Annotated in this window: 34 protein-coding genes; 33 read left to right on the plus strand and 1 reads right to left on the minus strand. The window is 67.0% G+C overall.

Translation table 11 applies throughout. From position 1 onward, the window contains the following. The first annotated feature begins 78 nt into the window (after positions 1–78). From N5079_RS00005 to N5079_RS00165, 33 genes are all read left to right on the plus strand, one after another. A complete protein-coding gene (locus N5079_RS00005) occupies positions 79–3954 on the plus strand; it encodes a DNA-directed RNA polymerase subunit beta' (protein ID WP_261581138.1) in 3876 nt (1291 codons plus the stop codon). A gap of 674 nt (positions 3955–4628) precedes the next feature. Then, positions 4629–5003: a 30S ribosomal protein S12 gene (rpsL, locus tag N5079_RS00010; RefSeq protein WP_061253213.1), complete on the plus strand. Its 375-nt coding sequence runs from the start codon at positions 4629–4631 to the stop codon at positions 5001–5003. A 1-nt stretch (position 5004) separates the two neighbouring features. Then, positions 5005–5475, plus strand: coding sequence for a 30S ribosomal protein S7 (gene rpsG / locus N5079_RS00015; RefSeq protein ID WP_067174793.1), 471 nt, complete (start codon positions 5005–5007; stop codon positions 5473–5475). An 85-nt stretch (positions 5476–5560) separates the two neighbouring features. Continuing rightward, positions 5561–7609: an elongation factor G gene (gene fusA, locus N5079_RS00020; protein ID WP_410007731.1), complete on the plus strand. Its 2049-nt coding sequence runs from the start codon at positions 5561–5563 to the stop codon at positions 7607–7609. 134 nt (positions 7610–7743) lie between these two features. After that, positions 7744–8937: an elongation factor Tu gene (gene tuf, locus N5079_RS00025; protein ID WP_261581140.1), complete on the plus strand. Its 1194-nt coding sequence runs from the start codon at positions 7744–7746 to the stop codon at positions 8935–8937. 243 nt (positions 8938–9180) lie between these two features. Next, positions 9181–9489, plus strand: a complete 309-nt coding sequence (rpsJ, locus tag N5079_RS00030) for a 30S ribosomal protein S10 (protein WP_012887830.1) — start codon at positions 9181–9183, stop codon at positions 9487–9489. Between the two features lie 14 nt (positions 9490–9503). Beyond that, entirely contained in the window at positions 9504–10157 is a 654-nt protein-coding gene (rplC, locus tag N5079_RS00035; protein ID WP_261581141.1) for a 50S ribosomal protein L3, read from the plus strand. Then, positions 10154–10804, plus strand: coding sequence for a 50S ribosomal protein L4 (rplD, locus tag N5079_RS00040; RefSeq protein WP_261581142.1), 651 nt, complete (start codon positions 10154–10156; stop codon positions 10802–10804). The genes rplC and rplD overlap by 4 nt, the downstream gene beginning before the upstream one ends. Next, positions 10804–11106: a 50S ribosomal protein L23 gene (gene rplW, locus N5079_RS00045; protein ID WP_261581143.1), complete on the plus strand. Its 303-nt coding sequence runs from the start codon at positions 10804–10806 to the stop codon at positions 11104–11106. The genes rplD and rplW overlap by 1 nt, the downstream gene beginning before the upstream one ends. Before the next feature lie 130 nt (positions 11107–11236). Beyond that, complete coding sequence (gene rplB / locus N5079_RS00050) at positions 11237–12073, plus strand: 50S ribosomal protein L2 (RefSeq protein ID WP_261581144.1); 837 nt, start codon at positions 11237–11239, stop codon at positions 12071–12073. A gap of 11 nt (positions 12074–12084) precedes the next feature. Next, positions 12085–12363, plus strand: coding sequence for a 30S ribosomal protein S19 (rpsS, locus tag N5079_RS00055; RefSeq protein ID WP_030451498.1), 279 nt, complete (start codon positions 12085–12087; stop codon positions 12361–12363). 32 nt (positions 12364–12395) lie between these two features. Next, entirely contained in the window at positions 12396–12749 is a 354-nt protein-coding gene (gene rplV / locus N5079_RS00060; protein WP_261581145.1) for a 50S ribosomal protein L22, read from the plus strand. Beyond that, entirely contained in the window at positions 12749–13609 is an 861-nt protein-coding gene (rpsC, locus tag N5079_RS00065) for a 30S ribosomal protein S3 (protein ID WP_261581146.1), read from the plus strand. Before rplV ends, rpsC begins: the two co-directional genes overlap by 1 nt. A gap of 2 nt (positions 13610–13611) precedes the next feature. Further along, positions 13612–14031: a 50S ribosomal protein L16 gene (gene rplP, locus N5079_RS00070; RefSeq protein WP_261581147.1), complete on the plus strand. Its 420-nt coding sequence runs from the start codon at positions 13612–13614 to the stop codon at positions 14029–14031. Continuing rightward, positions 14031–14267, plus strand: coding sequence for a 50S ribosomal protein L29 (gene rpmC / locus N5079_RS00075; protein ID WP_061253673.1), 237 nt, complete (start codon positions 14031–14033; stop codon positions 14265–14267). The genes rplP and rpmC overlap by 1 nt, the downstream gene beginning before the upstream one ends. After that, positions 14260–14553, plus strand: a complete 294-nt coding sequence (gene rpsQ, locus N5079_RS00080; protein ID WP_261581148.1) for a 30S ribosomal protein S17 — start codon at positions 14260–14262, stop codon at positions 14551–14553. Before rpmC ends, rpsQ begins: the two co-directional genes overlap by 8 nt. 187 nt (positions 14554–14740) lie before the next feature. Next, positions 14741–15109 (plus strand): 50S ribosomal protein L14, encoded by a 369-nt coding sequence (gene rplN, locus N5079_RS00085; protein ID WP_055482781.1) that lies wholly within the window; start codon positions 14741–14743, stop codon positions 15107–15109. Between the two features lie 8 nt (positions 15110–15117). Then, positions 15118–15420, plus strand: a complete 303-nt coding sequence (rplX, locus tag N5079_RS00090) for a 50S ribosomal protein L24 (RefSeq protein ID WP_261581836.1) — start codon at positions 15118–15120, stop codon at positions 15418–15420. Further along, positions 15420–15995 (plus strand): 50S ribosomal protein L5, encoded by a 576-nt coding sequence (gene rplE / locus N5079_RS00095; RefSeq protein ID WP_261581149.1) that lies wholly within the window; start codon positions 15420–15422, stop codon positions 15993–15995. The genes rplX and rplE overlap by 1 nt, the downstream gene beginning before the upstream one ends. Positions 15996–15997: 2 nt before the next feature. Next, entirely contained in the window at positions 15998–16183 is a 186-nt protein-coding gene (locus N5079_RS00100; protein WP_261581150.1) for a type Z 30S ribosomal protein S14, read from the plus strand. A 147-nt stretch (positions 16184–16330) separates the two neighbouring features. Beyond that, positions 16331–16729: a 30S ribosomal protein S8 gene (gene rpsH, locus N5079_RS00105; protein WP_066933619.1), complete on the plus strand. Its 399-nt coding sequence runs from the start codon at positions 16331–16333 to the stop codon at positions 16727–16729. A 19-nt stretch (positions 16730–16748) separates the two neighbouring features. Next, positions 16749–17291, plus strand: coding sequence for a 50S ribosomal protein L6 (rplF, locus tag N5079_RS00110; RefSeq protein ID WP_261581151.1), 543 nt, complete (start codon positions 16749–16751; stop codon positions 17289–17291). 2 nt (positions 17292–17293) lie between these two features. Then, a complete protein-coding gene (rplR, locus tag N5079_RS00115) occupies positions 17294–17677 on the plus strand; it encodes a 50S ribosomal protein L18 (RefSeq protein WP_261581152.1) in 384 nt (127 codons plus the stop codon). A gap of 34 nt (positions 17678–17711) precedes the next feature. Next, the gene (gene rpsE, locus N5079_RS00120; RefSeq protein ID WP_261581153.1) at positions 17712–18344 is read left to right on the plus strand and encodes a 30S ribosomal protein S5; all 633 of its coding nucleotides are present in this window, start codon (positions 17712–17714) and stop codon (positions 18342–18344) included. Positions 18345–18347: 3 nt separating this feature from the next. Next, complete coding sequence (gene rpmD / locus N5079_RS00125; protein WP_030451484.1) at positions 18348–18530, plus strand: 50S ribosomal protein L30; 183 nt, start codon at positions 18348–18350, stop codon at positions 18528–18530. Between the two features lie 2 nt (positions 18531–18532). After that, the gene (gene rplO / locus N5079_RS00130) at positions 18533–18988 is read left to right on the plus strand and encodes a 50S ribosomal protein L15 (protein WP_261581154.1); all 456 of its coding nucleotides are present in this window, start codon (positions 18533–18535) and stop codon (positions 18986–18988) included. Between the two features lie 193 nt (positions 18989–19181). Beyond that, on the plus strand, positions 19182–20489 hold the full coding sequence (gene secY / locus N5079_RS00135; protein ID WP_261581155.1) for a preprotein translocase subunit SecY: 1308 nt from the start codon (positions 19182–19184) through the stop codon (positions 20487–20489). Next, entirely contained in the window at positions 20489–21142 is a 654-nt protein-coding gene (locus N5079_RS00140) for an adenylate kinase (RefSeq protein ID WP_261581156.1), read from the plus strand. The genes secY and N5079_RS00140 overlap by 1 nt, the downstream gene beginning before the upstream one ends. A gap of 86 nt (positions 21143–21228) precedes the next feature. Next, complete coding sequence (gene map, locus N5079_RS00145; RefSeq protein WP_261581157.1) at positions 21229–22056, plus strand: type I methionyl aminopeptidase; 828 nt, start codon at positions 21229–21231, stop codon at positions 22054–22056. Between the two features lie 70 nt (positions 22057–22126). After that, on the plus strand, positions 22127–22570 hold the full coding sequence (locus N5079_RS00150) for a DUF1707 domain-containing protein (protein ID WP_261581158.1): 444 nt from the start codon (positions 22127–22129) through the stop codon (positions 22568–22570). A gap of 149 nt (positions 22571–22719) precedes the next feature. Next, complete coding sequence (locus N5079_RS00155) at positions 22720–23175, plus strand: hypothetical protein (RefSeq protein WP_261581159.1); 456 nt, start codon at positions 22720–22722, stop codon at positions 23173–23175. A 159-nt stretch (positions 23176–23334) separates the two neighbouring features. Beyond that, positions 23335–23874, plus strand: a complete 540-nt coding sequence (locus N5079_RS00160; RefSeq protein ID WP_261581160.1) for a helix-turn-helix domain-containing protein — start codon at positions 23335–23337, stop codon at positions 23872–23874. Next, on the plus strand, positions 23799–24401 hold the full coding sequence (locus tag N5079_RS00165; RefSeq protein ID WP_261581161.1) for an IS630 family transposase: 603 nt from the start codon (positions 23799–23801) through the stop codon (positions 24399–24401). Before N5079_RS00160 ends, N5079_RS00165 begins: the two co-directional genes overlap by 76 nt. A 28-nt stretch (positions 24402–24429) precedes the next feature. Here N5079_RS00165 and N5079_RS00170 read toward each other — a convergent pair whose 3' ends face one another. Then, positions 24430–25293 carry an SDR family oxidoreductase gene (locus N5079_RS00170; RefSeq protein WP_253768558.1) on the minus strand — a complete coding sequence of 288 codons (864 nt, stop codon included), beginning with the start codon at positions 25291–25293 and terminating at the stop codon, positions 24430–24432.

The following is a 25293-nucleotide window of genomic DNA, read 5'->3' on the forward strand; positions in this document are numbered from 1 at the left end:
AGAGCTCGGAATCGACCTGTCCCGGCGCGAGCCGAGCAGTGTCGAAGAGGTCTGATCTAGAAGCTGAGGGGATCAAAAGTGCTCGACGTCAACTTCTTCGACGAACTGCGTATCGGCCTGGCGACCGCTGACGACATCCGGCAGTGGTCGCACGGCGAGGTGAAGAAGCCGGAGACGATCAACTACCGGACTCTCAAGCCGGAAAAGGACGGGCTCTTCTGCGAGAAGATCTTCGGTCCGACCCGGGACTGGGAGTGTTACTGCGGCAAGTACAAGCGCGTCCGCTTCAAGGGCATCATCTGTGAGCGCTGTGGCGTCGAGGTCACGCGCGCCAAGGTGCGCCGTGAGCGGATGGGCCACATCGAGCTGGCCGCGCCCGTCACCCACATCTGGTACTTCAAGGGCGTCCCGTCGCGCCTTGGCTACCTGCTCGACCTGGCCCCGAAGGACCTGGAGAAGGTCATCTACTTCGCGGCCTACATGATCACGCATGTCGACGCCGAGATGCGTGACCGCGACCTGCCGTCGCTGGAGGCCAAGATCTCCGTCGAGCGGCAGCACATCGAGCAGCGCCGCGACGCCGACATCGAGGCCCGCCAGAAGAAGCTCGAGGCCGACCTGGCCGAGCTGGAGGCGTCCGGCGCCAAGGGCGACGCGCGCCGCAAGGTGCGGGAGGGCGCCGACCGCGAGATGCGGCAGCTGCGCGACCGCGCCCAGCGCGAGCTGGACCGTCTCGACGAGGTCTGGAGCCGCTTCAAGAACCTCAAGGTCCAGGACCTGGAGGGCGACGAGCTTCTCTACCGCGAGATGCGCGACCGTTTCGGCCGCTACTTCCGCGGCGGCATGGGCGCCCAGGCCATCCAGGAGCGGCTGAACAGCTTCGACCTGGACGCCGAGGCGGAGAACCTGCGTGAGACCATCCGCAGCGGCAAGGGCCAGAAGAAGGCCCGCGCCCTCAAGCGGCTCAAGGTCGTGGCGGCGTTCCTCAACACGCGGAACTCGCCGAGCGGCATGGTGCTCGACTGCATCCCGGTCATCCCGCCGGACCTGCGCCCCATGGTGCAGCTCGACGGTGGCCGGTTCGCGACCTCCGACCTGAACGACCTGTATCGCCGGGTCATCAACCGGAACAACCGGCTCAAGCGTCTGCTCGACCTCGGCGCGCCCGAGATCATCGTGAACAACGAGAAGCGGATGCTCCAGGAGGCCGTCGACGCGCTGTTCGACAACGGCCGCCGCGGCCGCCCGGTCACGGGCCCCGGCAACCGGCCCCTGAAGTCCCTCAGCGACATGCTGAAGGGCAAGCAGGGCCGTTTCCGGCAGAACCTGCTCGGCAAGCGAGTCGACTACTCCGGCCGTTCGGTCATCGTCGTCGGCCCGCAGCTCAAGCTGCACCAGTGCGGCCTGCCCAAGCAGATGGCGCTGGAGCTGTTCAAGCCGTTCGTGATGAAGCGCCTGGTCGACCTGAACCACGCGCAGAACATCAAGTCGGCCAAGCGGATGGTCGAGCGGGCCCGCCCGGTCGTGTGGGACGTGCTGGAAGAGGTCATCACCGAGCACCCGGTGCTGCTCAACCGCGCTCCGACCCTGCACCGCCTGGGCATCCAGGCCTTCGAGCCGCAGCTGGTCGAGGGCAAGGCCATCCAGATCCACCCGCTCGTCTGCACCGCGTTCAACGCGGACTTCGACGGCGACCAGATGGCCGTGCACCTGCCGCTGTCGGCCGAGGCCCAGGCCGAGGCGCGCATCCTGATGCTGTCGACCAACAACATCCTCAAGCCGGCCGACGGCAAGCCGGTGACGATGCCCACCCAGGACATGGTCATCGGTCTGTACTGGCTGACCACGGACAAGGACGACGCCACCGGATCGGGCCGCGTGTTCGCCTCGGTGTCGGAGGCCCTCATGGCCTACGACCGCCATGAGCTGGACATGCAGGCCAAGATCCAGGTCCGTCTCAGGGACGTCCCGCCGCCACGCGGCTGGGAGGCCCCGGACGCCTGGGAGACCGGTGAGCCGATCCGCCTGGAGACCACGCTGGGCCGGTGTCTGTTCAACCAGACGCTGCCGGACAACTACCCCTTCGTGAACTACCAGGTCGGCAAGAAGCAGCTCTCCGCGATCGTCAACGAGCTGGCCGAGACGTACCCGAAGGTCGAGGTCGCGAACGCGCTGGACGCGCTGAAGGACGCGGGCTTCCACTGGGCGACCCGCGCCGGTGTGACCATCTCGATCGAGGACGTCGTGGCGCCGCCGAACAAGGCGGCGATCATGGAGTCGTACGAGAAGCGGGCCGACAAGGTCCAGCGCGAGTACGACCGCGGTCTGATCACCGACGAGGAGCGCCGCCAGGAGCTCATCGAGATCTGGACCCACGCGACGGCGGACGTCGAGACCGACATGGTCAACGCGTTCCCGGCGACCAACCCGGTCTGGATGATGGTCAACTCCGGCGCCCGCGGTAACAAGATGCAGGTCCGGCAGATCGCCGGCATCCGCGGCCTGGTGTCCAACACCAAGGGTGAGACGATCCCGCGCCCGATCAAGTCCTCGTTCCGCGAGGGCCTGTCGGTCCTGGAGTACTTCATCTCCACCCACGGCCAGCGGAAGGGTCTGGCGGACACCGCGCTGCGGACCGCCGACTCCGGCTACCTGACCCGTCGTCTGGTCGACGTGGCCCAGGACGTCATCGTCCGCGAGATCGACTGTGGCACGGACCGCGCGGTCCCGCTGCACGTCGGCGAGCGTGACGCCCAGGGCAAGCTGGTCAAGGCCGAGAACGCCGAAAGCAACGTGCACGGCCGGATCCTGGCCGAGGACGTCGAGGTGGACGGCAAGCTGATCGCCTCGGTCGGCACCGACATCAACGACCTGACGGTCACGGCGCTCGTCGAGGCCGGGGTCGAGACGGTCAGGACCCGCAGCACCCTGGTGTGCGAGGCCAAGATCGGTGTCTGCGCTACCTGCTACGGCCGTTCGCTGGCCACCGGCAAGCTGGTCGACGTCGGCGAGGCCGTCGGCATCATCGCGGCCCAGTCCATCGGTGAGCCCGGCACCCAGCTGACCATGCGTACCTTCCACACCGGTGGTGTGGCCGGTGCGGACATCACCCACGGTCTGCCCCGTGTCCAGGAGCTGTTCGAGGCGCGCATCCCCAAGGGTGTCGCCCCGATCAGCGAGGTCACCGGCAGGGTCCGGATCGACGAGACCGACAAGACGCGCAAGATCGTCATCACTCCGGACGACGGCTCCGAGGAGATCGCCTACCCGGTGTCGATGCGGTCGAGGCTCCTCGTCTCCGAGGGCCAGCACGTGGAGGTCGGCCAGTTGCTCGTCGCCGGCGCCCGCAACCCGAACGAGGTCCTGCGCATCCTCGGCCCGCGTGCCGTGCAGCTCCACCTGGTGGAGGAGGTCCAGCAGGTCTACCGCTCGCAGGGTGTGTCGATCCACGACAAGCACATCGAGGTCATCGTCCGCCAGATGCTCAAGCGCGTGAACGTGCTGGAGTCGGGCGACACCGAGTTGCTGCCCGGCGAGCTCGTCGAGCGGCCGCGCTTCGAGGTGCTCAACCGGGAGACCGTGGCGGAGGGCGGCCAGCCGGCGTCCGGACGTCCGGTCCTCATGGGCATCACGAAGGCCTCGCTGGCCACCGAGTCGTGGCTGTCGGCGGCGTCCTTCCAGGAGACGACGCGGGTGCTCACCGACGCGGCGATCCACGCCAAGTCGGACTCGCTGCTCGGCCTCAAGGAGAACGTCATCATCGGTAAGCTCATCCCGGCCGGTACGGGCATGCCCCAGTACCGCAACATCCGGGTGGAGCCCACCGAGGAGGCCAAGGCCGCGATGTACACGGTCGGCGGCTACGACGGCTCCGCGGCGGACTACACGTTCGGCACCGGCAGCGGCGAGGCCGTCCCGCTGGAGGAGTACGACTTCGGCCAGTACGGCCGCTGAGTCGCCAGGCAGAAGTCCTAGCAGTACAGGGAAACGCCCGGAGTGGTCCGCCACTCCGGGCGTTTTCGCATGATCACGGTGGGTGTCTGCACAGGTCACGACGTGGGCCGGGAATCTGTGCATGATCACGGTGGGTGTCTGCGCAGGTCACGACGTGGGCCGGGAATCTGTACATGATCACGGTGGAGGTCGGCGCAGCTCAAGCCGGGCACGCGGGAACCTGTGCATGATCACGACGAGGAAATGGCCGGAAGAGTCGGCGGGTGCGGGTACACTTGCCGGGAGCCCAATAGCGGTCTGCGTAGAAGCGGGTCGTGGGGACCATGGCACGGATCACGACGACCCAGCGGCAGCCGTTTTGACGTGTTGCAAAGGGCTGGGTAGTCTTTTCCTTCGTGCCCATGGGTTCATGGGCTCGCATGCGTGCGCTCAGGGGCCGTTTCCTCAGGTGGAAGCGGTAGGAGCGCCGCGTGACCCCTCCAGATCGGCCGGATCTGCACGGGTATGGCGCGACGAGTGCGCGACACGCCCGACCGCGTGGGTCGAAGGAGACAGACAACCAGCAGGTCATGACACCGGCAGTACCTGCGAAAGCACGACCTGGAAGAGAAAGCCGCAAGGCGATCTCGACCAGGAACCTACGTATCACCGGCTAGGCACGAAACGGAGACGCGGTGCCCACCATTCAGCAGTTGGTCCGCAAGGGCCGGCAGGACAAGGTCAGCAAGACCAAGACTCCTGCCCTCAAGGGGAGCCCGCAGCGGCGCGGCGTTTGCACCCGCGTTTACACCACGACCCCCAAGAAGCCCAACTCGGCGCTGCGCAAGGTCGCGCGTGTTCGGCTCACCAACGGCATCGAGGTCACGGCTTACATCCCGGGTGTTGGTCACAACCTTCAGGAGCACTCCATCGTGCTCGTGCGTGGCGGTCGTGTGAAGGACCTGCCGGGTGTTCGCTACAAGATCATCCGCGGCTCGCTGGACACCCAGGGTGTCCGCAACCGCAAGCAGGCCCGCAGCCGCTACGGCGCGAAGAAGGAGAAGAGCTGACATGCCGCGCAAGGGTTCCCCTGGCCGCCGCCAGCTGGTCGCTGACCCGGTGCACAACTCGCCGCTGGTCACCGCGCTGATCAACAAGGTTCTCCTGGACGGCAAGCGCTCGATCGCCCAGTCGATCGTGTACGGCGCCCTCGAGGGCTGCCGCGAGAAGACGGGCAACGACCCGGTCGTCACCCTGAAGCGCGCGCTCGACAACGTCAAGCCCACCCTGGAGGTGCGCAGCCGCCGCGTCGGTGGCGCGACCTACCAGGTGCCGGTCGAGGTGCGTGCCGCGCGCAGCACCACGCTGGCCCTGCGCTGGCTCGTCCAGTACTCCCGGGCGCGCCGCGAGAAGACCATGACCGAGCGGCTCATGAACGAGCTCCTCGACGCGAGCAACGGCCTCGGCGCCAGCGTCAAGCGGCGCGAGGACACGCACAAGATGGCCGAGTCCAACAAGGCCTTCGCCCACTACCGCTGGTAGTCGGCACCGACGACGAGTTAAGGACGCGAGAGAAGTGGCCACCACGACCGCTCTTGACCTGGCCAAGGTCCGCAACATCGGGATCATGGCCCATATCGACGCGGGCAAGACCACGACGACCGAGCGCATCCTGTTCTACACCGGTATCAACTACAAGATCGGTGAAGTCCACGAGGGCGCTGCCACGATGGACTGGATGGAGCAGGAGCAGGAGCGCGGCATCACGATCACGTCTGCCGCGACGACCTGCGAGTGGCTCGGTCACACCATCAACATCATCGACACGCCGGGCCACGTGGACTTCACGGTCGAGGTGGAGCGCTCGCTCCGCGTCCTCGACGGTGCCGTCGCGGTGTTCGACGCCGTCGCGGGTGTCGAGCCGCAGTCGGAGACGGTCTGGCGGCAGGCCGACCGGTACGGCGTGCCCCGCATCTGCTTCGTCAACAAGATGGACCGGGTCGGCGCGGAGTTCCACCGCTGCGTCGACATGATCGTGTCCCGTCTGGGCGCGACCCCGCTGGTCATCCAGCTTCCCTGGGGCGTTGAGGCCGACTTCAAGGGCGTCATCGACCTGGTGAAGATGAAGGGCCTCATCTGGAGCGCCGAGGCGGCCAAGGGCGAGATGTACGACGTCGTCGACATCCCGGCCGACCACGCCGACGTGGCGCGGGAGTGGCGCGACAAGCTCGTGGAGACCGTCGCCGAGAACGACGACGAGCTCATGGAGCTCTTCCTCGAGGGTGTCGAGCCCACCGAGGAGCAGTTGGTCGCGGCGATCCGGCGGGCGACCGTCGCCAGCGCGCTCAACCCGGTCCTCTGCGGCACCGCGTTCAAGAACAAGGGCGTGCAGCCCCTGCTCGACGCGATCGTGGCCTACCTCCCCGCGCCCACCGACATCCCGGCCTTCAAGGGCCACGCGGTGAACAACGAGGAGCAGATCATCGAGCGCCACGCGGACCCGGCTGAGCCGTTCGCCGCGCTGGCATTCAAGATCATGAGCGACCAGCACCTGGGCAAGCTCACCTACATCCGCATCTACTCGGGCACGCTCGAGGCAGGCACCGGGGTCATCAACTCGACCAAGGGCAAGAAGGAGCGGATCGGCAAGATCTACCAGATGCACGCGAACAAGCGCGAGGAGCGCCCGTCCGCGTCAGCCGGTCAGATCGTCGCCGTCATGGGCCTGAAGGACACCACCACCGGTGACACCCTCAGCGACCCGGCGAACCAGGTGATCCTGGAGTCGATGAACTTCCCCGCCCCGGTCATCAGCGTGGCCATCGAGCCCAAGACCAAGGGCGACCAGGAGAAGCTCGGCACCGCGATCCAGCGACTGGCCGAGGAGGACCCGTCCTTCCAGGTCCGTCGTGACGAGGAGACCGGGCAGACGGTCATCGCCGGTATGGGCGAGCTCCACCTGGAGATCCTCGTCGACCGCATGCGCCGCGAGTTCAAGGTCGAGGCCAACGTCGGCCGCCCGCAGGTCGCCTACCGCGAGACCATCCGCCGCAAGGTGGAGAAGGTCGAGTACACGCACAAGAAGCAGACCGGTGGTTCCGGCCAGTTCGCGCGCGTGATCATCGACCTGGAGCCGCTGGGCGAGGGCAACGACGGCTACGAGTTCCAGAACAAGGTCAGCGGTGGCCGCATCCCGCGGGAGTACATCCCGTCGGTCGACGCGGGCGCCCAGGAGGCCGCCGAGTTCGGCGTCCTCGCCGGCTACCCCATGGTCGGGGTGAAGGTGACCCTGCAGGACGGCGCCTTCCACGAGGTCGACTCGTCCGAAATGGCTTTCAAGATCGCTGGGTCGATGGCCTTCAAGGAGGCCGCTCGCAAGGCGGACGCCGTAATCCTCGAGCCGATGATGGCCGTTGAGGTCACCACGCCCGAGGACTACATGGGAGATGTCATCGGTGACCTCAACGGTCGCCGCGGACAGATCCAGGCGATGGAAGACCGGACCGGGGCCAAGGTCATCAAGGCCCTCGTCCCGCTGTCGGAGATGTTCGGTTACGTGGGTGACTTGCGCAGCAAGACCCAGGGCCGGGCCGTCTACAGCATGCAGTTCGACTCCTACTCGGAGGTGCCCCCGGGCATCGCCAAGGAGATCGTCGCGAAGGCTCGGGGCGAATAGGACTTCCGCGGCGGACCTGTTCCGCCGAAGAAATCGTGTTCCTCTGCGTATGGTGGGGCGCTCTCGAGTGCCCCGCCGTACGGAGCCTGAGTTAGAAGACGCAAGTCAAGTCAGAATCTCAAGGAGACAGACCAGTGGCCAAGGCCAAGTTCGAGCGGAACAAGCCGCACGTGAACATCGGCACCATTGGGCACATCGACCACGGCAAGACCACTCTGACCGCGGCGATCACCAAGGTGCTTCACGACCGTTTCCCGCAGCTCAACGAGGCGACTCCGTTCGACAAGATCGACAAGGCGCCCGAGGAGAAGGCGCGCGGAATCACCATCTCCATCGCGCACGTCGAGTACCAGACCGAGAAGCGTCACTACGCTCACGTTGACTGCCCCGGTCACGCCGACTACGTGAAGAACATGATCACCGGTGCCGCGCAGATGGACGGCGCGATCCTGGTGGTCGCCGCCACCGACGGCCCGATGCCGCAGACGAAGGAGCACGTCCTCCTGGCCCGCCAGGTCGGCGTCCCCTACATCGTCGTCGCGCTGAACAAGGCCGACATGGTGGACGACGAGGAGATCCTGGAGCTCGTCGAGCTCGAGGTCCGCGAGCTGCTCTCCGCCCAGGAGTTCCCGGGCGACGACCTGCCGGTCGTCCGCGTCTCGGCGCTGAAGGCGCTCGAGGGCGACGAGAAGTGGGCCGACTCCATCATCGAGCTCATGACTGCCGTGGACGAGAACGTCCCCGAGCCGGTTCGTGACACCGACAAGCCGTTCCTGATGCCGATCGAGGACGTCTTCTCGATCACCGGTCGTGGCACCGTCGTCACTGGCCGTATCGAGCGTGGCATCGTCAAGGTCAACGAGACCGTCGACATCATCGGTATCAAGGAGAAGAGCACCACGACGACCGTCACGGGCGTCGAGATGTTCCGCAAGCTCCTCGACGAGGGCCAGGCCGGTGACAACGTCGGTCTGCTCCTCCGTGGCATCAAGCGCGAGGACGTCGAGCGCGGCCAGTGTGTCATCAAGCCGGGCACGACCACCCCGCACACCGAGTTCGAGGCGCAGGTCTACATCCTGTCCAAGGACGAGGGCGGCCGCCACACGCCGTTCTTCAACAACTACCGGCCGCAGTTCTACTTCCGCACGACGGACGTGACCGGTGTCGTGAACCTGCCGGAGGGCACCGAGATGGTCATGCCCGGTGACAACACCGAGATGACCGTCCAGCTCATCCAGCCGATCGCGATGGAGGACGGCCTCAAGTTCGCGATCCGCGAGGGTGGCCGCACCGTCGGCGCCGGTCGTGTGACCAAGATCATCAAGTAGCACCACCGCGGAGTGGCGGTCGGGCCGGTACGGTCTGACCGCCACGCCACGAAGGGATCGGAGACGATCCCGCCCCACGGACGACAAGACCGTGATCTCGCAGCCGTTTCGGCAGGGTGTGTCCGAAACGACTGCCAGATCACGGAACCGGACACCGTCCGGCACGTCGGTCGCGTGGAACGACCAGCGGCAACAGGCCGCGTGAAGCTTTATAGGACGACAGCGAAGGACACCGAGGCCATTATGGCGGGACAGAAGATCCGCATCCGGCTCAAGGCGTATGACCACGAGGTCATCGACAGCTCGGCCAAGAAGATCGTCGAGACGGTGACGCGGACCGGCGCCAAGGTCGCTGGCCCGGTGCCGCTGCCGACCGAGAAGAACGTGTACTGCGTGATCCGGTCGCCGCACAAGTACAAGGACAGCCGCGAGCACTTCGAGATGCGTACGCACAAGCGGCTGATTGACATCATCGACCCGACGCCGAAGACCGTCGACTCGCTCATGCGGCTCGACCTCCCTGCCGGCGTCGACATTTCGATCAAGCTCTGAGGGAACGCACTGACATGGCTAAGCAGATCAAGGGCGTCCTGGGCAAGAAGCTCGGCATGACCCAGGTCTTCGACGAGGCGAACCGGCTGGTTCCGGTGACGGTCGTCGAGGCCGGTCCGTGCGTGGTGACCCGGGTCCGCACTCCGGAGAAGGACGGCTACTCCGCCGTCCAGATCGGTTACGGGCAGGTGGACCCGCGCAAGGTCAACAAGCCGCTCGGCGACTACCTGCGCAAGCACGACATCACGCCGCGCCGTTACTTCGTCGAGGTCCGTACGGACGACGCCTCCGAGTACACCCTCGGCCAGGAGGTCACCGCGGACACCTTCGAGGCCGGGCAGTACATCGACGTCACCGGCAAGAGCAAGGGCAAGGGCTTCGCGGGTGTCATGAAGCGCCACAACTTCCGTGGTCTGAGCGCTTCGCACGGTACCCAGCGCAAGCACCGCTCGCCCGGTTCCATCGGCGGCTGCGCCACCCCGGGCCGCGTCTTCAAGGGCCTGCGCATGGCCGGCCGGATGGGCAACGTCCGCACCACCATCCAGAGCCTCAAGGTTCACGCCGTGGACGCCGACAAGGGCCTCATCCTCATCAAGGGTGCGATCCCCGGCGCCAACGGCAGCCTGGTCCTCATCCGCACCGCTGCCAAGAAGGGGGCTGCCAAGTGAGCACCACCATTGACGTCCTCGACGCCAGCGGCGCCAAGACGGGGACCGTCGACCTGCCGGAGGACGTCTTCGGCGCCAAGGTCAACGTCCCGCTGATCCACCAGGTCGTCGTCGCGCAGCTCGCCGCTCGCCGGCAGGGCACCCACTCGACGAAGACCCGCGGTGACGTCCGCGGCGGTGGCAAGAAGCCGTACCGCCAGAAGGGCACCGGCCGCGCCCGTCAGGGCTCGACCCGCGCCCCGCAATTCGCCGGCGGTGGCACCGTCCACGGCCCGCAGCCGCGCTCGTACGAGCAGCGGACGCCCAAGAAGATGAAGGCGGCCGCCCTTCGCGGAGCCCTCTCCGACCGGGCCGGCGGCGGTCGCGTCCACGTGGTGAGCAGCCTGGTGACCGGTGACACGCCGAAGACCAAGGCCGCCCTGGAGGCGCTCCGCAAGATCACGCAGGCTCGTAGCGTCCTTGTCGTGGTCGACGAGACCGACGAGCGGACCTGGCTGAGCCTGCGCAACGCACCCGAGGTCCACCTTCTGGACGCGGGCCAGCTGAACACCTATGACGTGCTGTGCTACGACGACGTGGTCTTCACTCAGGAGGCCTACGACCAGGTCGTGGCGCGGCTGGCGAAGAGCGGGAAGGAAGAGGCCTGATGCAGAAGATCGCCGACCCGCGCGACATCATCCTCAAGCCGATCGTCTCCGAGAAGAGCTACGGCCTGATCGATGAGCACAACAAGTACACGTTCCTGGTGCGCCAGGGTGCCAACAAGACGCAGGTGAAGATCGCTGTTGAGCAGATCTTCGGCGTCAAGGTCACCAGCGTGAACACGATCAACCGCCAGGGCAAGCGGAAGCGGACCCGGCACGGCTACGGCCAGCGCCCCGACACCAAGCGCGCGATTGTGAGCCTGGTGGAGGGCGACCGGATCGACATCTTCGGTCAGATCGGCTGAGCGTCCGCCGCACAGGGAGATGGCGCCCGGCCGATCAGGTGGGGCGCCACGACCCCAGTAGTTAGCACCGGGGGGACCGCCGTGAGGCGGACCCCGACCGGTATGAACCGACGAAGGATGAACGAAAAAGATGGGCATCCGTAAGTACAAGCCGACGACCCCGGGTCGCCGCGGCGCGAGCGTCTCGGACTTCGCCGAGATCACGCGCAGCACGCCCGAGAAGTCGCTGCTTGCTCCCCTGCACAGCAAGGGCGGCCGTAACGTCCATGGCCGGGTCACCGCCCGGCACCAGGGAGGCGGGCACAAGCGCGCCTACCGGATCATCGACTTCCGCCGCCACGACAAGGACGGGATCCCGGCCAAGGTCGCTCACATCGAGTACGACCCGAACCGGACCTCCCGCATCGCGCTGCTGCACTACGCCGACGGCGAGAAGCGCTACATCCTCGCGCCCGCCGGCCTCAAGCAGGGGGACCGCGTCGAGAACGGCCCCGGCGCCGACATCAAGCCGGGCAACTGCCTGCCGCTGCGCAACATCCCGACCGGTACCTTCATCCACGCGGTGGAGCTCCGTCCGGGCGGTGGCGCCAAGCTCGGCCGCAGCGCCGGTGCGCAGATCCAGTTGCTCGCCAAGGAGGGCACCTACGCCACGCTGCGTATGCCGTCCGGAGAAATGCGCCAGGTCGACGTGCGCTGCCGGGCCTCTGTGGGCCAGGTGGGCAACGCCGAGCAGGCCAACATCAACATCGGTAAGGCCGGCCGTAACCGTTGGAAGGGCAAGCGCCCCACGGTCCGCGGTGTCGCCATGAACCCGGTCGACCACCCGCACGGTGGTGGTGAGGGCAAGACCTCCGGCGGTCGTCACCCGGTGAACCCCAAGGGCAAGCCCGAGGGCCGCACCAGGCAGGCGAACAAGCCCAGCGACCGGCTGATCATCCGTCGTCGGAGCAAGAGGAAGAAGCGGTAGGAGCAGCCGACATGCCACGTAGCCTTAAGAAGGGCCCCTTCGTGGACGACCACCTTCAGAAGAAGGTGGACGCACAGAACGAGAAGGGCACCAAGAACGTCATCAAGACGTGGTCACGGCGCTCCATGATCGTGCCCGACATGCTGGGTCACACGATCGCCGTGCACGACGGCCGCAAGCACGTCCCGGTGTTCGTCACCGAGTCGATGATCGGTCACAAGCTCGGAGAGTTCGCCCCCACGCGGACGTTCCGCAGCCACGTCAAGGAAGACCGCCGCAGCCGGCGGTAAGCGCCTTCAGAAAAGCATCAGAGGAGACAGCGATGGAAGCCAGGGCACAGGCGCGGTTCGCGCGCCACACGCCCCGGAAGGCCCGCCGTGTGGTGGACCTCATTCGCGGGCTGCCCGCTTCGGAGGCGCAGGCCGTGCTGCAGTTCGCTCCCCAGGCGGCGAGCGAGACCGTATACAAGGTGCTCTCCAGCGCGATCGCGAACGCGGAGCACAACTTCAAGCTCGACCGGGACACGCTCGTCGTGAGCCGCGCGTGGGTTGACGAGGGACCGACGCTCAAGCGGTTCCGCCCGCGCGCCCAGGGTCGTGCCTATCGGATCAACAAGCGGACGAGCCACATCACTGTGATCGTGGAGTCCCGCGAGCCGAAGGGAAGGACCCGCTAGTGGGCCAGAAGGTTAACCCGCACGGGTTCCGCCTCGGCATCACGACCGACTTCAAGAGCCGGTGGTACGCCGACAAGCTGTACAAGTCGTACGTCGCCGAGGACGTGGCGATCCGTCGCATGCTGCAGAAGGGCATGGAGCGGGCGGGCATCTCCAAGGTCGAGATCGAGCGCACGACCGACCGCGTCCAGGTCGACATCCACACGGCCCGTCCGGGCATCGTGATCGGCCGCCGCGGCGCCGAGGCCGACCGCATCCGCGGCGACCTGGAGAAGCTGACCAAGAAGCAGGTCCAGCTGAACATCCTCGAGGTGAAGAACCCCGAGATCGACGCGCAGCTCGTCGCGCAGGGCGTGGCCGAGCAGCTCTCCAGCCGCGTCTCGTTCCGCCGGGCCATGCGCAAGGCCATGCAGTCCGCCATGAAGAGCGGCGCCAAGGGCATCCGTGTCCAGTGCTCCGGTCGTCTCGGCGGTGCCGAGATGTCCCGCTCGGAGTTCTACCGCGAGGGCCGCGTGCCCCTGCACACGCTCCGCGCGGACATCGACTACGGCTTCTACGAGGCCCGCACCACCTTCGGCCGCATCGGCGTGAAGGTGTGGATCTACAAGGGCGAGGCCCCGACCAGCCGCGCCGAGCGCGAGGCCGCCGCGGCCGGCGCCCGTGCGGGCCAGCGTCGTGAGCGCGACGACCGCCGTGGCGGCGGCGCCGGCGGCGACCGTCCGCGTCGTGGTGGCGGCGGCGACCGTCCCCGTCGTGGCGGGGCGGCCGGCCGTACGGACCGCGCACCCAGAACCGAGGCCGCCTCCCAGGCTGCCCCCGAGACCGGCCCGGCGGAGCAGCCGGGTGCTGAAGGGAGCTGACCATGCTGATCCCTCGCAGGGTCAAGCACCGTAAGCAGCACCGGCCCGACCGCAGCGGAGCCGCCAAGGGCGGCACCAGGGTCGTCTTCGGCGAGTTCGGCATCCAGGCGCTTGAGCACTCCTACGTGACCAACCGCCAGATCGAGGCCGCGCGTATCGCCATGACCCGGCACATCCGCCGTGGCGGCAAGGTGTGGATCAACATCTACCCGGACCGTCCCCTCACCAAGAAGCCGGCCGAGACCCGCATGGGTTCCGGTAAGGGTTCTCCGGAGTGGTGGATCGCCAATGTCAAGCCCGGCCGCGTCATGTTCGAGCTGTCCGGTGTCGCCGAGCCCGTGGCCCGCGAGGCCATGCGGCGTGCGATGCACAAGCTGCCCATGAAGTGCCGGTTCGTTAAGCGTGAAGTGGGTGAGGCGTGATGGCTAAGGGCCTGACCGCCGGTGAGCTGCGTGTGGAGGACCAGGACGTCCTGGTCCAGAAGCTGAAGGAAGCCAAGGAGGAGCTGTTCAACCTCCGCTTCCAGGCGGCGACCGGTCAGTTGGAGAGCCACGGGCGGCTGCGCGCCGTCCGCCGCGAGATCGCCCGTATCTACACCGTGATGCGCGAGCGGGAGCTCGGCATCGTCACGGTCGAGAAGGAGTCGAGCGATGGCTGAAGCAACTGAGACAACCGAGGCAACCGAGAAGCAGGCGCGGAACTACCGCAAGACCCGCGAGGGTCTGGTCGTCAGCGACAAGATGGACAAGACCGTCGTCGTCGCCGTCGAGGACCGCGTCAAGCACCCGCTGTACGGCAAGGTCATCCGCCGTACGACGAAGTACAAGGCCCACGACGAGCAGAACTCGTGCGGCGTCGGCGACCGCGTCCTCCTGATGGAGACCCGGCCGCTGTCCGCCAGCAAGCGCTGGCGGGTCGTCGAGATCCTCGAGAAGGCCAAGTAACACAAGACGCGCCTCGTGGGGGGTGGGAGACCACCCCCCATGACGGTGTCCAAGGGGCTGGGCCGCTCAGAGGCCCGGTCCGCCCGCGGCGGCGGTCGGTACGGCTGTCGCCGAGGGAAAAAGACCACATCAGGTTCCGCCAGGCTCACCACGAAGGTGAGAACCGGCGCGACACACAGGAGTAGACGTGATCCAGCAGGAGTCGCGGCTCAAGGTCGCCGACAACACGGGTGCCAAGGAGATTCTCTGCATCCGCGTGCTCGGCGGCTCGGGTCGGCGCTACGCGGGAATCGGCGACATCATCGTTGCGACGGTGAAGGACGCCATTCCCGGCGGCGGCGTGAAAAAAGGCGACGTTGTCAAGGCTGTCGTGGTGCGCACCGTCAAGGAGCGCCGCCGCCCCGACGGCTCCTACATCCGCTTCGACGAGAACGCCGCGGTCATCATCAAGGACAGTGGTGACCCCCGGGGCACGCGTATCTTCGGCCCGGTCGGCCGCGAGCTGCGCGACAAGAAGTTCATGCGCATCATCTCGCTCGCGCCGGAGGTGTTGTAATGCCGAAGCTGCATGTGAAGAAGGGTGACCTGGTCCAGGTCATCGCCGGCAAGGACAAGGGTGCCAAGGGCAGGATCATCGCCGCCTTCCCGCGCGAGGACCGCGTGGTGGTCGAGGGCGTGAACCTGATCAAGAAGCACTCCAAGGTGACCCACCAGGGTCCGCGCGGCGCCAAGGAAGGCGGCGTGCAGACCATGGAGGCCCCCATCCACGTGAGCAACGTCAAGAAGCTCAAGGATGACGAGAAGCCCGAGAACAAGCCCGCGAAGAAGGCCGAGAAGAAGGCCGACGAGACGGGTGAGGACAGCTGATGACCGCCACCACTGAGACCACTGAGCGGACCATTCCGCGCCTCAAGCAGCGTTACCGCGAGGAGATCATCGCGAAGCTGCGCGAGGAGTTCGGCATCGAGAACATCATGCTGGTGCCCACGGTCACCAAGATCAAGGTGAACATGGGCGTCGGCGAGGCCGCCCGCGACTCGAAGCTGATCGAGGGCGCCGTCCGCGACCTCACCGCGATCACCGGTCAGAAGCCGGCCGTCGCCCGCGCCCGCAAGTCCATCGCGCAGTTCAAGCTCCGCGAGGGCATGCCGATCGGCGCCCACGTGACGCTGCGCGGCGACCGGATGTGGGAGTTCCTCGACCGGCTGCTGTCACTCGCGCTTCCGCGTATCCGTGACTTCCGGGGCCTGTCGCCGAAGCAGTTCGACGGCAACGGCAACTACACCTTCGGGCTCACCGAGCAGGTCATGTTCCACGAGGTCGACCAGGACCGGGTGGACCGGCAGCGGGGCATGGACATCACGGTCGTGACCACCGCGAAGAACGACGAGCAGGGCCGGGCGCTGCTGAAGCTCCTCGGATTCCCCTTCAAGGAGGCCTGATCATGGCGAAGACGTCGCTGAAGGTCAAGGCAGCGCGCAAGCAGAAGTTCGAGGTCAGGGCGTACACTCGGTGTTCGCGCTGCGGTCGTCCCCGCGCTGTCTACCGCAAGTTCGGCCTGTGCCGCATCTGCTTCCGCGAGATGGCGCACCGGGGCGAGCTGCCCGGCATCGCCAAGTCGAGCTGGTAACCCTCCCGGGTAACCGGCCGCACAACACCAGAAGTCATATCAATCCGGGCGCTGTCACCAGCGCCCACGACCACACCGTAGGTCCCCGCCTCGTGTCGAAGACACGAATGAGAGCGTGGGAAACCGCGGTGAGGAAGGCCACCGGCCATGACGATGACCGACCCGATCGCAGACATGCTGACGCGTCTGCGTAACGCGAACTCGGCTTATCACGACACCGTGACCATGCCCTACTCGAAGATCAAGGCGCACATCGCCGAGATCCTCCAGCAGGAGGGTTACATCCAGGCCTGGAGCGTCGAGGACGCCAAGGTCGGCAAGAACCTCGTGGTGGAGCTCAAGTTCGGGCCGAGCCGTGAGCGTTCGCTCGCGGGCTTGCGCCGGGTTTCCAAGCCCGGTCTGCGGGTCTATGCAAAGAAGGACAACCTGCCCCGAGTCCTGGGCGGTCTGGGCGTCGCGATCATCTCGACGTCCGGCGGGCTCATGACGGACAAGCAGGCCGGCAAGCGTGGAGTGGGCGGGGAAGTCCTCGCCTACGTCTGGTAACGAGGGGAGGAATCACAGCATGTCGAGAATCGGACGGCTGCCCATCCCCGTACCCACGGGTGTCGACATCGCCATCAATGGCCGGGATGTCCAGGTCAAGGGGCCGAAGGGCACGCTTTCTCACACGGTCGCCGAGCCCATCGAGGTGTCTCGGTCCGAGGACGGCACCATCGCCGTCACCCGCCCCAACGACGAGAACAAGGTCCGTGCGCTGCACGGCCTGTCTCGCACGCTCATCGCCAACATGGTGTCGGGCGTGACCCAGGGGTACACGAAGACGCTGGAGATCGTCGGCGTCGGTTACCGCGTCCAGGCCAAGGGCCCGACGCAGCTGGAGTTCTCCCTGGGCTTCAGCCACCCGGTGATCGTCGACGCGCCCGAGGGCGTGACCTTCCGAGTCGAGAGGCCGACCCTGTTCCACGTGGACGGCATCGACAAGCAGAAGGTCGGCGAGGTCGCCGCGAACATCAGGAAGTTGCGCAAGCCCGACCCGTACAAGGGCAAGGGTGTGCGTTACCAGGGCGAAGTTGTCCGCCGCAAGGTCGGAAAGGCTGGTAAGTAGGCATGGCTGGCAAGACTGCGTTCGGCAAGCACACGGCCGCCCGCGCCGTCTCGCGGGCCCGCCGACACCGCCGCGTCCGCAAGAACGTCTTCGGTACGGCAGAGCGTCCGCGTCTGGTCGTCAACCGGTCCACGCGGCACCTGTTCGTGCAGATCGTCGATGACACCAAGGGTCACACGCTGGTGAGCGCCTCCACGATGGACGCCTCGCTGCGCGGCGCCGAGGGTGACAAGACGGAGAAGGCGAAGAAGGTCGGCGAGCTTCTCGCTCAGCGGGCCAAGAGCGCCGGTATCACCGCTGTCGTGTTCGACCGCGGTGGCAACCGCTACGCGGGGCGGCTCGCCGCTCTCGCGGACAGCGCCCGTGAAGGCGGGCTGAACTTCTGATGGCCCGCATGAGCAACGAGAAGAGGAACCACTGATGGCTGCAGCACCGCGTCGCGGCGCAGGCGGCGGTGGCGAGCGGCGTGACCGTCGTGACGATCGCCGCGGTGGCGCCGCAGAGAAGGGCGTCTCGTACATCGAGCGCGTCGTGAAGATCAACCGAGTGGCCAAGGTCGTCAAGGGTGGCCGGCGCTTCAGCTTCACCGCGCTGGTCATCGTCGGCGACGGCAACGGCCTCGTCGGGGTCGGCTACGGCAAGGCCAAGGAGGTGCCCGCGGCGATCGCCAAGGGCGTCGAGGAGGCCAAGAAGCACTTCTTCAAGGTGCCGCGCATCCAGGGCACCATCCCGCACACCGTGCAGGGCGAGGACGCCGCGGGCGTCGTCCTCCTGCGTCCGGCCTCGGCCGGTACCGGTGTGATCGCGGGTGGCCCGGTGCGCGCGGTCCTGGAGTGCGCCGGGATCCACGACGTGCTGTCCAAGTCGCTCGGCTCGGACAACCCGATCAACATCGTGCACGCCACCGTGGCGGCTCTGAAGGGCCTCAGCAGGCCCGAGGAGATCGCCGCCCGTCGTGGCCTTCCGATCGAGGACGTCGCCCCCAAGGCGATGCTGAAGGCGCGTGCGGAGGGCCTCGCCGAGGCCGCCGCCGCGGCGAAGGCGGTGAGCTAGCCGATGGCGCGTCTGAAGATCACCCAGACCCGGTCGAAGATCGGTGGCAAGCAGAACCAGCGTGACTCGCTTCGCTCGCTGGGCCTGAAGCGCATCGGCGACGTCGTCGTCAAGGAGGACCGCCCGGAGATCCGGGGGATGGTCGCCGTGGTGACGCACCTCGTCGAGGTTGAAGAGGTCGACTAGTCATGACTGAGAACGCTCCGCTCAAGCTGCACGACCTGCGTCCGGCCCCCGGCGCCAACAGGCCCAAGGTCCGCAAGGGCCGTGGCGAGGGCTCCAAGGGCAAGACAGCCGGCCGTGGCACCAAGGGCACCAAGTCCCGGACGAACGTCCCGCTCGGCTTCGAGGGTGGTCAGGTCCCGCTCCAGCGGCGCCTGCCCAAGCTCAAGGGCTTCTCCAACGCCCTGTTCAAGACGACCTACCAGGTCGTCAACCTGGACAGGCTCGGTGAGCTCTTCCCGCAGGGCGGCGACGTCACGCTGGACGACCTGGTCGCCAAGGGTGCCGTCCGTAAGAACCAGCCCGTCAAGGTGCTGGGAACCGGTGAGATCTCCGTGGCGTTGAACGTGCAGGCGCACGCCTTCTCCGCCAGCGCCAAGGAGAAGATCGCCGCGGCCGGCGGCTCGGTTTCCGAGCTGTAGGCATTATGCTGCGCGAGGCGCGGAGGTTCGTTATGAGCCTCCGCGCCCGTAGTGCGTTAGAGTTCGCTGGGCAGCGGGCTCGTTTCCTGCCCGACCAAGCTCATTCGCAAGCTCACTGGCAAGAAGACATGTCGATGGACGCCCCCCAGACCATCGCCGACCGTTACCGCGTCACAGGCGCGCAGGAGGGACCGTGCTAACCGCGATTACCCGGGCATTCCGGACGCCTGACCTGCGCAAGAAGCTGCTCTTCACTTTGGGCATCATCGCGCTGTTCCGGCTCGGCTCGGTACTTCCCACTCCCGGCGTGAACGCCGCGAACGTCCGTACGTGCCTCGACCAGGCTCAGGCCGGCGATTCCGGCAACATCTACGGAATGGTTCAGCTCTTCAGTGGCGGTGCGCTGCTGAAGCTGTCCGTGTTCGCGCTCGGCATCATGCCGTACATCACCGCCAGCATCATCTTGCAGCTCCTGACGGTGGTGATCCCGCGCCTGGAGGCCCTGAAGAAGGAGGGCCAGGCCGGCACCTCCAAGATCACGCAGTACACACGGTACCTCACCATCGGCCTCGCGGTCCTTCAGTCGACGGCATTCGTCGCACTGGCCCGCAGCGGCACGCTGTTCCCGAGCTGCCGCGAGCAGATCCTGCTCAACCAGGACGTCTTCACCATCGTCACGATGGTGATCACGATGACCGCCGGCACCGCTGTGATCATGTGGCTGGGCGAGCTGGTGACCGACCGAGGCGTCGGCAACGGCATGTCCATCCTGATCTTCACGCAGGTCATCGCCATCTTCCCGGCCGAGCTGCTGAACATCTACCGCCTCAGCGCGTTCAAGTTCGTCGTGGTCCTGATCGTCGGCATCGTGATGATCGCGGTCGTGGTCTTCATCGAGCAGGCGCAGCGCCGCATCCCGGTGCAGTACGCCAAGCGCATGGTGGGCCGCCGGATGTACGGCGGGACCTCGACCTACATCCCGCTGAAGGTCAACCAGGCCGGCATCATCCCGGTCATCTTCGCCTCGTCGCTCCTCTATCTGCCGCAGTTGCTCGTCACGCTGTTCGGCAACAGCTCGCAGCCCAACGCGATCGTGGAGTGGCTGGCGCAGAACCTGGTCAAGGGCGACCACCCCATCTACATGGCCACGTTCTTCCTCCTTATCATCTTCTTCACCTACTTCTACGTGTCCATCACTTTCAACCCCGTTGAAGTGGCCGACAACATGAAGAAGTACGGTGGGTTCATCCCGGGCATCCGTCCGGGCCGGCCGACCGCTGAGTACCTGAACTATGTGCTCACGCGGCTCACCGCCGCCGGCGCTCCGTATCTGGGTGTCATCTCGCTGATCCCGATCCTCGCGCTGGCGCTGGCCGGAGCGAGTCAGAACTTCCCGTTCGGAGGGACCAGCATTCTTATCATGGTTGGTGTTGGTCTGGACACGGTCAAGCAGATCGAGAGCCAGCTTCAGCAGCGCAACTACGAGGGTTTCCTGAGATAGTGCGCGTCGTCCTGGTCGGGCCCCCCGGAGCGGGCAAGGGGACGCAGGCCCAGTTCATCGCTTCGCATCTGTCGATCCCGAAAATCTCGACAGGCGACATCTTCCGCGCCAACGTCTCCGGTGGCACGGACCTCGGCAAGCTTGCCAAGCAGTACATGGACCGCGGCGACCTCGTCCCCGACGAGGTGACGGTCGCCATGGTCCGTGACCGCCTCGCGGAGGACGACGCGCAGGAGGGCTTCCTCCTGGACGGCTTCCCACGGAATGTGCCGCAAGCGGAGATCCTGAAGAAGATGCTGGCCGAGTTCGGCACCGGGCTCGATCTGGTCCTGGAGCTGGTCGTCGACGACGACGAGGTCGTGCGGCGCCTGGCGGGCCGGCGCACCTGCCGCTCCTGCGGCAAGGTGTGGCACGTGGTGTTCGACCCGCCGGCTTCTCCGGGCGTCTGCGACGCCTGTGGGGGCGAGCTCTTCCAGCGCGACGACGACCGCGAGGAGACCATCAGGCACCGCCTGGAGGTCTACCAGGAGCAGACGGCGCCGCTGATCTCGTTCTACGCCGACGAGGGCATCCTCGTCGGGGTAGACGCGACCGGCCCGGTCGAGGAGGTCACCCAGCGGGCGATGTCGGCCCTGCGACGGTTCGCCGACTGAGTCGTTACCGTGGCGTCGAACGCCACCCCGATCCATGGGGTGGCGTTCAGCCATTTATGGGACAATCGGGCGAGGGGGTGCCATAAGTGTTCAAGAAGAGTAAGCACGGAATCCAGATCAAGACCATCGAACAGGTCGAGCAGATGCGGGCGGCCGGTCTGGTCGTGGCCCGGACGCTCGAACTCCTGCGTTCGTCGGTCGAGCCCGGCCTGACCCCCCTCGACCTCGACGCCATCGCCGAGGAGGCCATCCGGGGAGAGGGCGCCATCCCGTCGTTCAAGGGATACCAGGGCTTCCCGGCCACCATCTGCGCCTCCGTCAACGACGAGGTCGTGCACGGCATCCCCACGGAGCGGCGCAAGCTCCGCGAGGGCGACATCATCTCCATCGACTGCGGCGCCATCCTCGACGGCTGGCACGGCGACTCGGCGATCACGGTTCCCGTGGGCGAGGTCGATCCGGCCTTGACCGAGCTGATGCGGGTCACCGAGGAGGCCATGTGGCGCGGCATCTCCGCGCTCACGGTCGGCGGCCACCTGTCGGACGTCGGCTTCCGCGTCGAGAAATACGTGCGCTCCCAGGGCCGCTACGGCATCCCGGCCGAGTACGGCGGGCACGGCATCGGCACCGAGATGCACATGGACCCCTGGGTGGCCAACCACGGCCGTCCCGGGCGGGGGCCACGCCTGGAGGCCGGCATGTGCTTCGCCGTGGAGCCCATGGTGAACCTCGGCACCGACCGCACGAAGGTCCTCGCCGACGACTGGACGGTCGTCACGCTGGACGGCAAGCAGTCCGCGCATTTCGAGCACAGCGTCGCCGTCACCGACGACGGCCCGCTGGTGCTGACCGCGCTCGACGGGGGAAAGCCCCGCCTCAGGGGGCTGCTCGCCGAGGCCGGCGAGAACGCCTGATCCCGGACGGCCTGCCGTACCGAGCCGTGAAACATAATGGTCTTATCGCGCGGATCAGCGGGAGATGGTGATGGCGGCAACTCCGGAGATGCGGGCGTCTGACGGCGACAGGGATCGGGTCGCCGCGGCGCTGCGTGAACACGTCACCGAGGGCAGGCTCAGCGTCGACGAGTTCAACGAGCGGCTGGAACAGGTCTACCAGAGCCGGACGTACGGCGAGCTGGCGAAGCTCACCGCGGACCTGCCGGAGATCGACCTGCACACCCTGCCCGCCACGGTGTCGGCCCCCCGGGGGCGGCCCGCCCGTCCGGCGGCCGCCCAGGGCGCGCTGAAGGCCAGCTGGGCGGCATGGGCGGTCGCGAGTGGCGTCAACTGGGTGGTGTGGCTCATCGTGGGGATCACGTCCGGCCACATGGTCTACCCGTGGCCGCTCTGGGTGATGGGTCCGTGGGGCGTGATCCTGCTGCTCGGCACCCTTTTCGGTGGCATGCACGGATCCGACCGCCGCCGATAGCTCTCGCCCAGATCGGTAAGCACGTATTTTTCCGCATTTCCTGAATCGCTGAGTGTGCATTCCTCCGCAGAACGGCGGGCGGATCCTCCGTAACTTCGGGGGTGTCCGGAGATGAGCAGCATCTTCCGGAAATCCCCCTGGAGGACATCGTGAGCAAGATCCGTACCATTCTGGCCGGTACCGCTGTCGCCGGCGCTCTGGCCGCCGGTCTCGTGGCCGCCCCCGCCGCCCAGGCGGCGACCGCCGAGGCGTCGAGCCCCTTCAAGCACTTCTTCGGCACGACCTACTCGGGCTACAGCGGCAGCCACGACGAGGACCGCGGCGACCGGTCGTACTTCAGCAAGGGTTACTGGTACAAGGACCACGGCCGCTACTGGTTCTTCGGCGACCTGTACGACGGCGACCACGACCACGAGTACAGCTACGTCTGGTTCCGCTGGCACGACGAGGGTGGCACCCACTTCAAGTCGTACCGGACCTTCGGCCACCTGCACATCGGTCACTTCGGCGGCTTCAGCGGCAGCCACGGGTTCAACGACTTCGACATCCGCGTCTGCGAGGGCGGCCCGGCGAGCGACTGCGGCGGCTGGCACGACGTGTTCTAAACGACACGGCCCGCTTCTGGGATCTTCCAAGGGGTCCGTCCTCCGGGGCGGGCCCCTTTCCGCGTTCCGCCGCGAAGAGCGGTCTCTACGGTTACCTGAGGTTGAACTCGTGGTGTCGTAGGGGCTGATGGCTCGTCGTCCGTGCGGTATCACCGGAGCATGCGATATCCACAAGGAGGCGGGCTGACTGCCGAACGGCAGCAGTTCCGCGAGGAGTTACGGCTCAAGGCGGCCGAGCGGTTCGCCCAGGGCGAGGCGAGCTCGGTCATCGCCAAGGCCCTGCGCGTCAACGTCCGCTCGGTACAACGGTGGCGGCAGAAGTGGGAGCAGGGCGGTCCGCGGGCCCTGCGGTCGCAGGGGCCGGCATCGCTGCCGAGGCTGAGCCAGGAGCAGTTCGCGCAGCTGGAGGCGGAGCTGGCCAAGGGGCCGACCGCGCACGGCTGGGAGGACCAGCGCTGGACACTGGCGCGGATCAAGACGGTGATCGGTCGGCGCTTTCACATGGCCTACACGATCCAGGGCGTGCGGAAACCGCTGGCGCGTAACGGCTGGGCCTGGCAGGTCCCGGCCCGACGGGCCATGGAGCGGGACGACGGGGTGGTGGCCGGGTGGGTCAAGGAGGTGTGGCCCTGCGCGGAAGACTCGCGGCGGCCCGTGGAGCCTGGCTCGTCTTCGAGGACGAAGCCGGATTTTCCATGACGCCGCCGCACGCGAAGACCTGGTCACAGCGCGGCCGGACCCCGGTGGTGCGGGTCCGCGGCCGCTCCCGCAGACGGATCTCCATCGCCGCGCTGACCTGCTACAAACCCGGTCGCCGCTCCAGGCTCATCTACCGGCCCCGCCATGACGACGGCCGTCGCGATGGGCGCAAGAGCTTCTCCTGGCGCGACTACCGGGACCTGTTGATCGCAGCACACCAGCAGCTCGGTGGCCCGATCGTTCTCGTCTGGGACAACCTCAACGTCCACAAGGCCGCCGACCTGCAAAAGTTCGCCGAGGCCCGGGACTGGCTGACCATCTACTATCTGCCGCCCTACGCACCCGACCTCAACCCAGTCGAGGGGATCTGGTCCCTCCTGCGACGCGGCTGGCTCTCCAACGTCGCCTTCAGTACCCCTGAACACCTCGTCCAGCGCATCCGGCGCGGCCTACGGCACATCCAGTACCGCAGCGAACTCATAGACGGCTGCCTCGCCGAGACCGGCCTGGCAATCAGACCCACCTGAGCAACCCGGCCACATCACGAGTTCAACCTCAGTAATGCAGGGCGGCCGCGAGTGCCTCGGCCAGGGTCACGGGCGGGCGGCCGATCAGGCGGCGCAAGTCGCCAGAGTCGGTGTACATCTCGCCGCGGTTCATACCGCGGTCAGCGTCAGCGAGGACCTCCGCCAGCTCGGCGGGTAGGCCCGCGGCGTCCAGTACCTGGGCGAAGTCGGCCACCGGGAGGTCAGCGTAGGTAACCTGCTTTCCGGCCGCAGCGGAGATCGCGGCGGCGAGCTCAGTCAGGGTGAAGGATTCGTCGCCGCCGAGCTCGTACACGGCGCCGGTGTGGCCTTCAGCGGTGAGGACGACCGCTGCGGCCTCGGCGTAGTCGGCGCGGGACGCGGCGCTGATCCGCCCCTCGCCTGCGGCGCCGACGACCGCGCCGTTCTGCAGGATCTGCGGCAGTTGGCTGGTGTAGTTCTCCAAGTACCAGCCGTTGCGCAGCAGCACGCTGGGGATTCCGCGGTCCCGCAGATACGCCTCGGTCTCGCTGTGCGTGGCACCGATGACGGTGGTGGCCGTGTCTGCGTGCGTCGTGCTCGTGTACGCCACTAGCGACACGCCTGCGGATGCCGCGGCGTCGATCACGCGGCGGTGGTTGGCGACCCGCTCGCCCACGGGGACGGAGGCCGAGATCAGCAGCAGCCTGTCCGCCCCCGCGAATGCCTCGGCCAGGCCGTCCGTGTCCGCGAAGTCGGCGCGGCGTACCGTGATGCCTCGGTCGGCCAAATCCTTGATCCCGGCGATGTCCCGGCCGGTCGCGATGATGTCCGCGGCCGGGATCCCGCGCCGCAGCAGTGCCTCGACGGTGAGCCTGCCCAGCTGGCCGGTGGCTCCAGTGACGACGATCGGCAT

It is taken from the genome of Planotetraspora sp. A-T 1434, from assembly GCF_025420585.1.
GTDB lineage: Bacteria > Actinomycetota > Actinomycetes > Streptosporangiales > Streptosporangiaceae > JAOEGB01.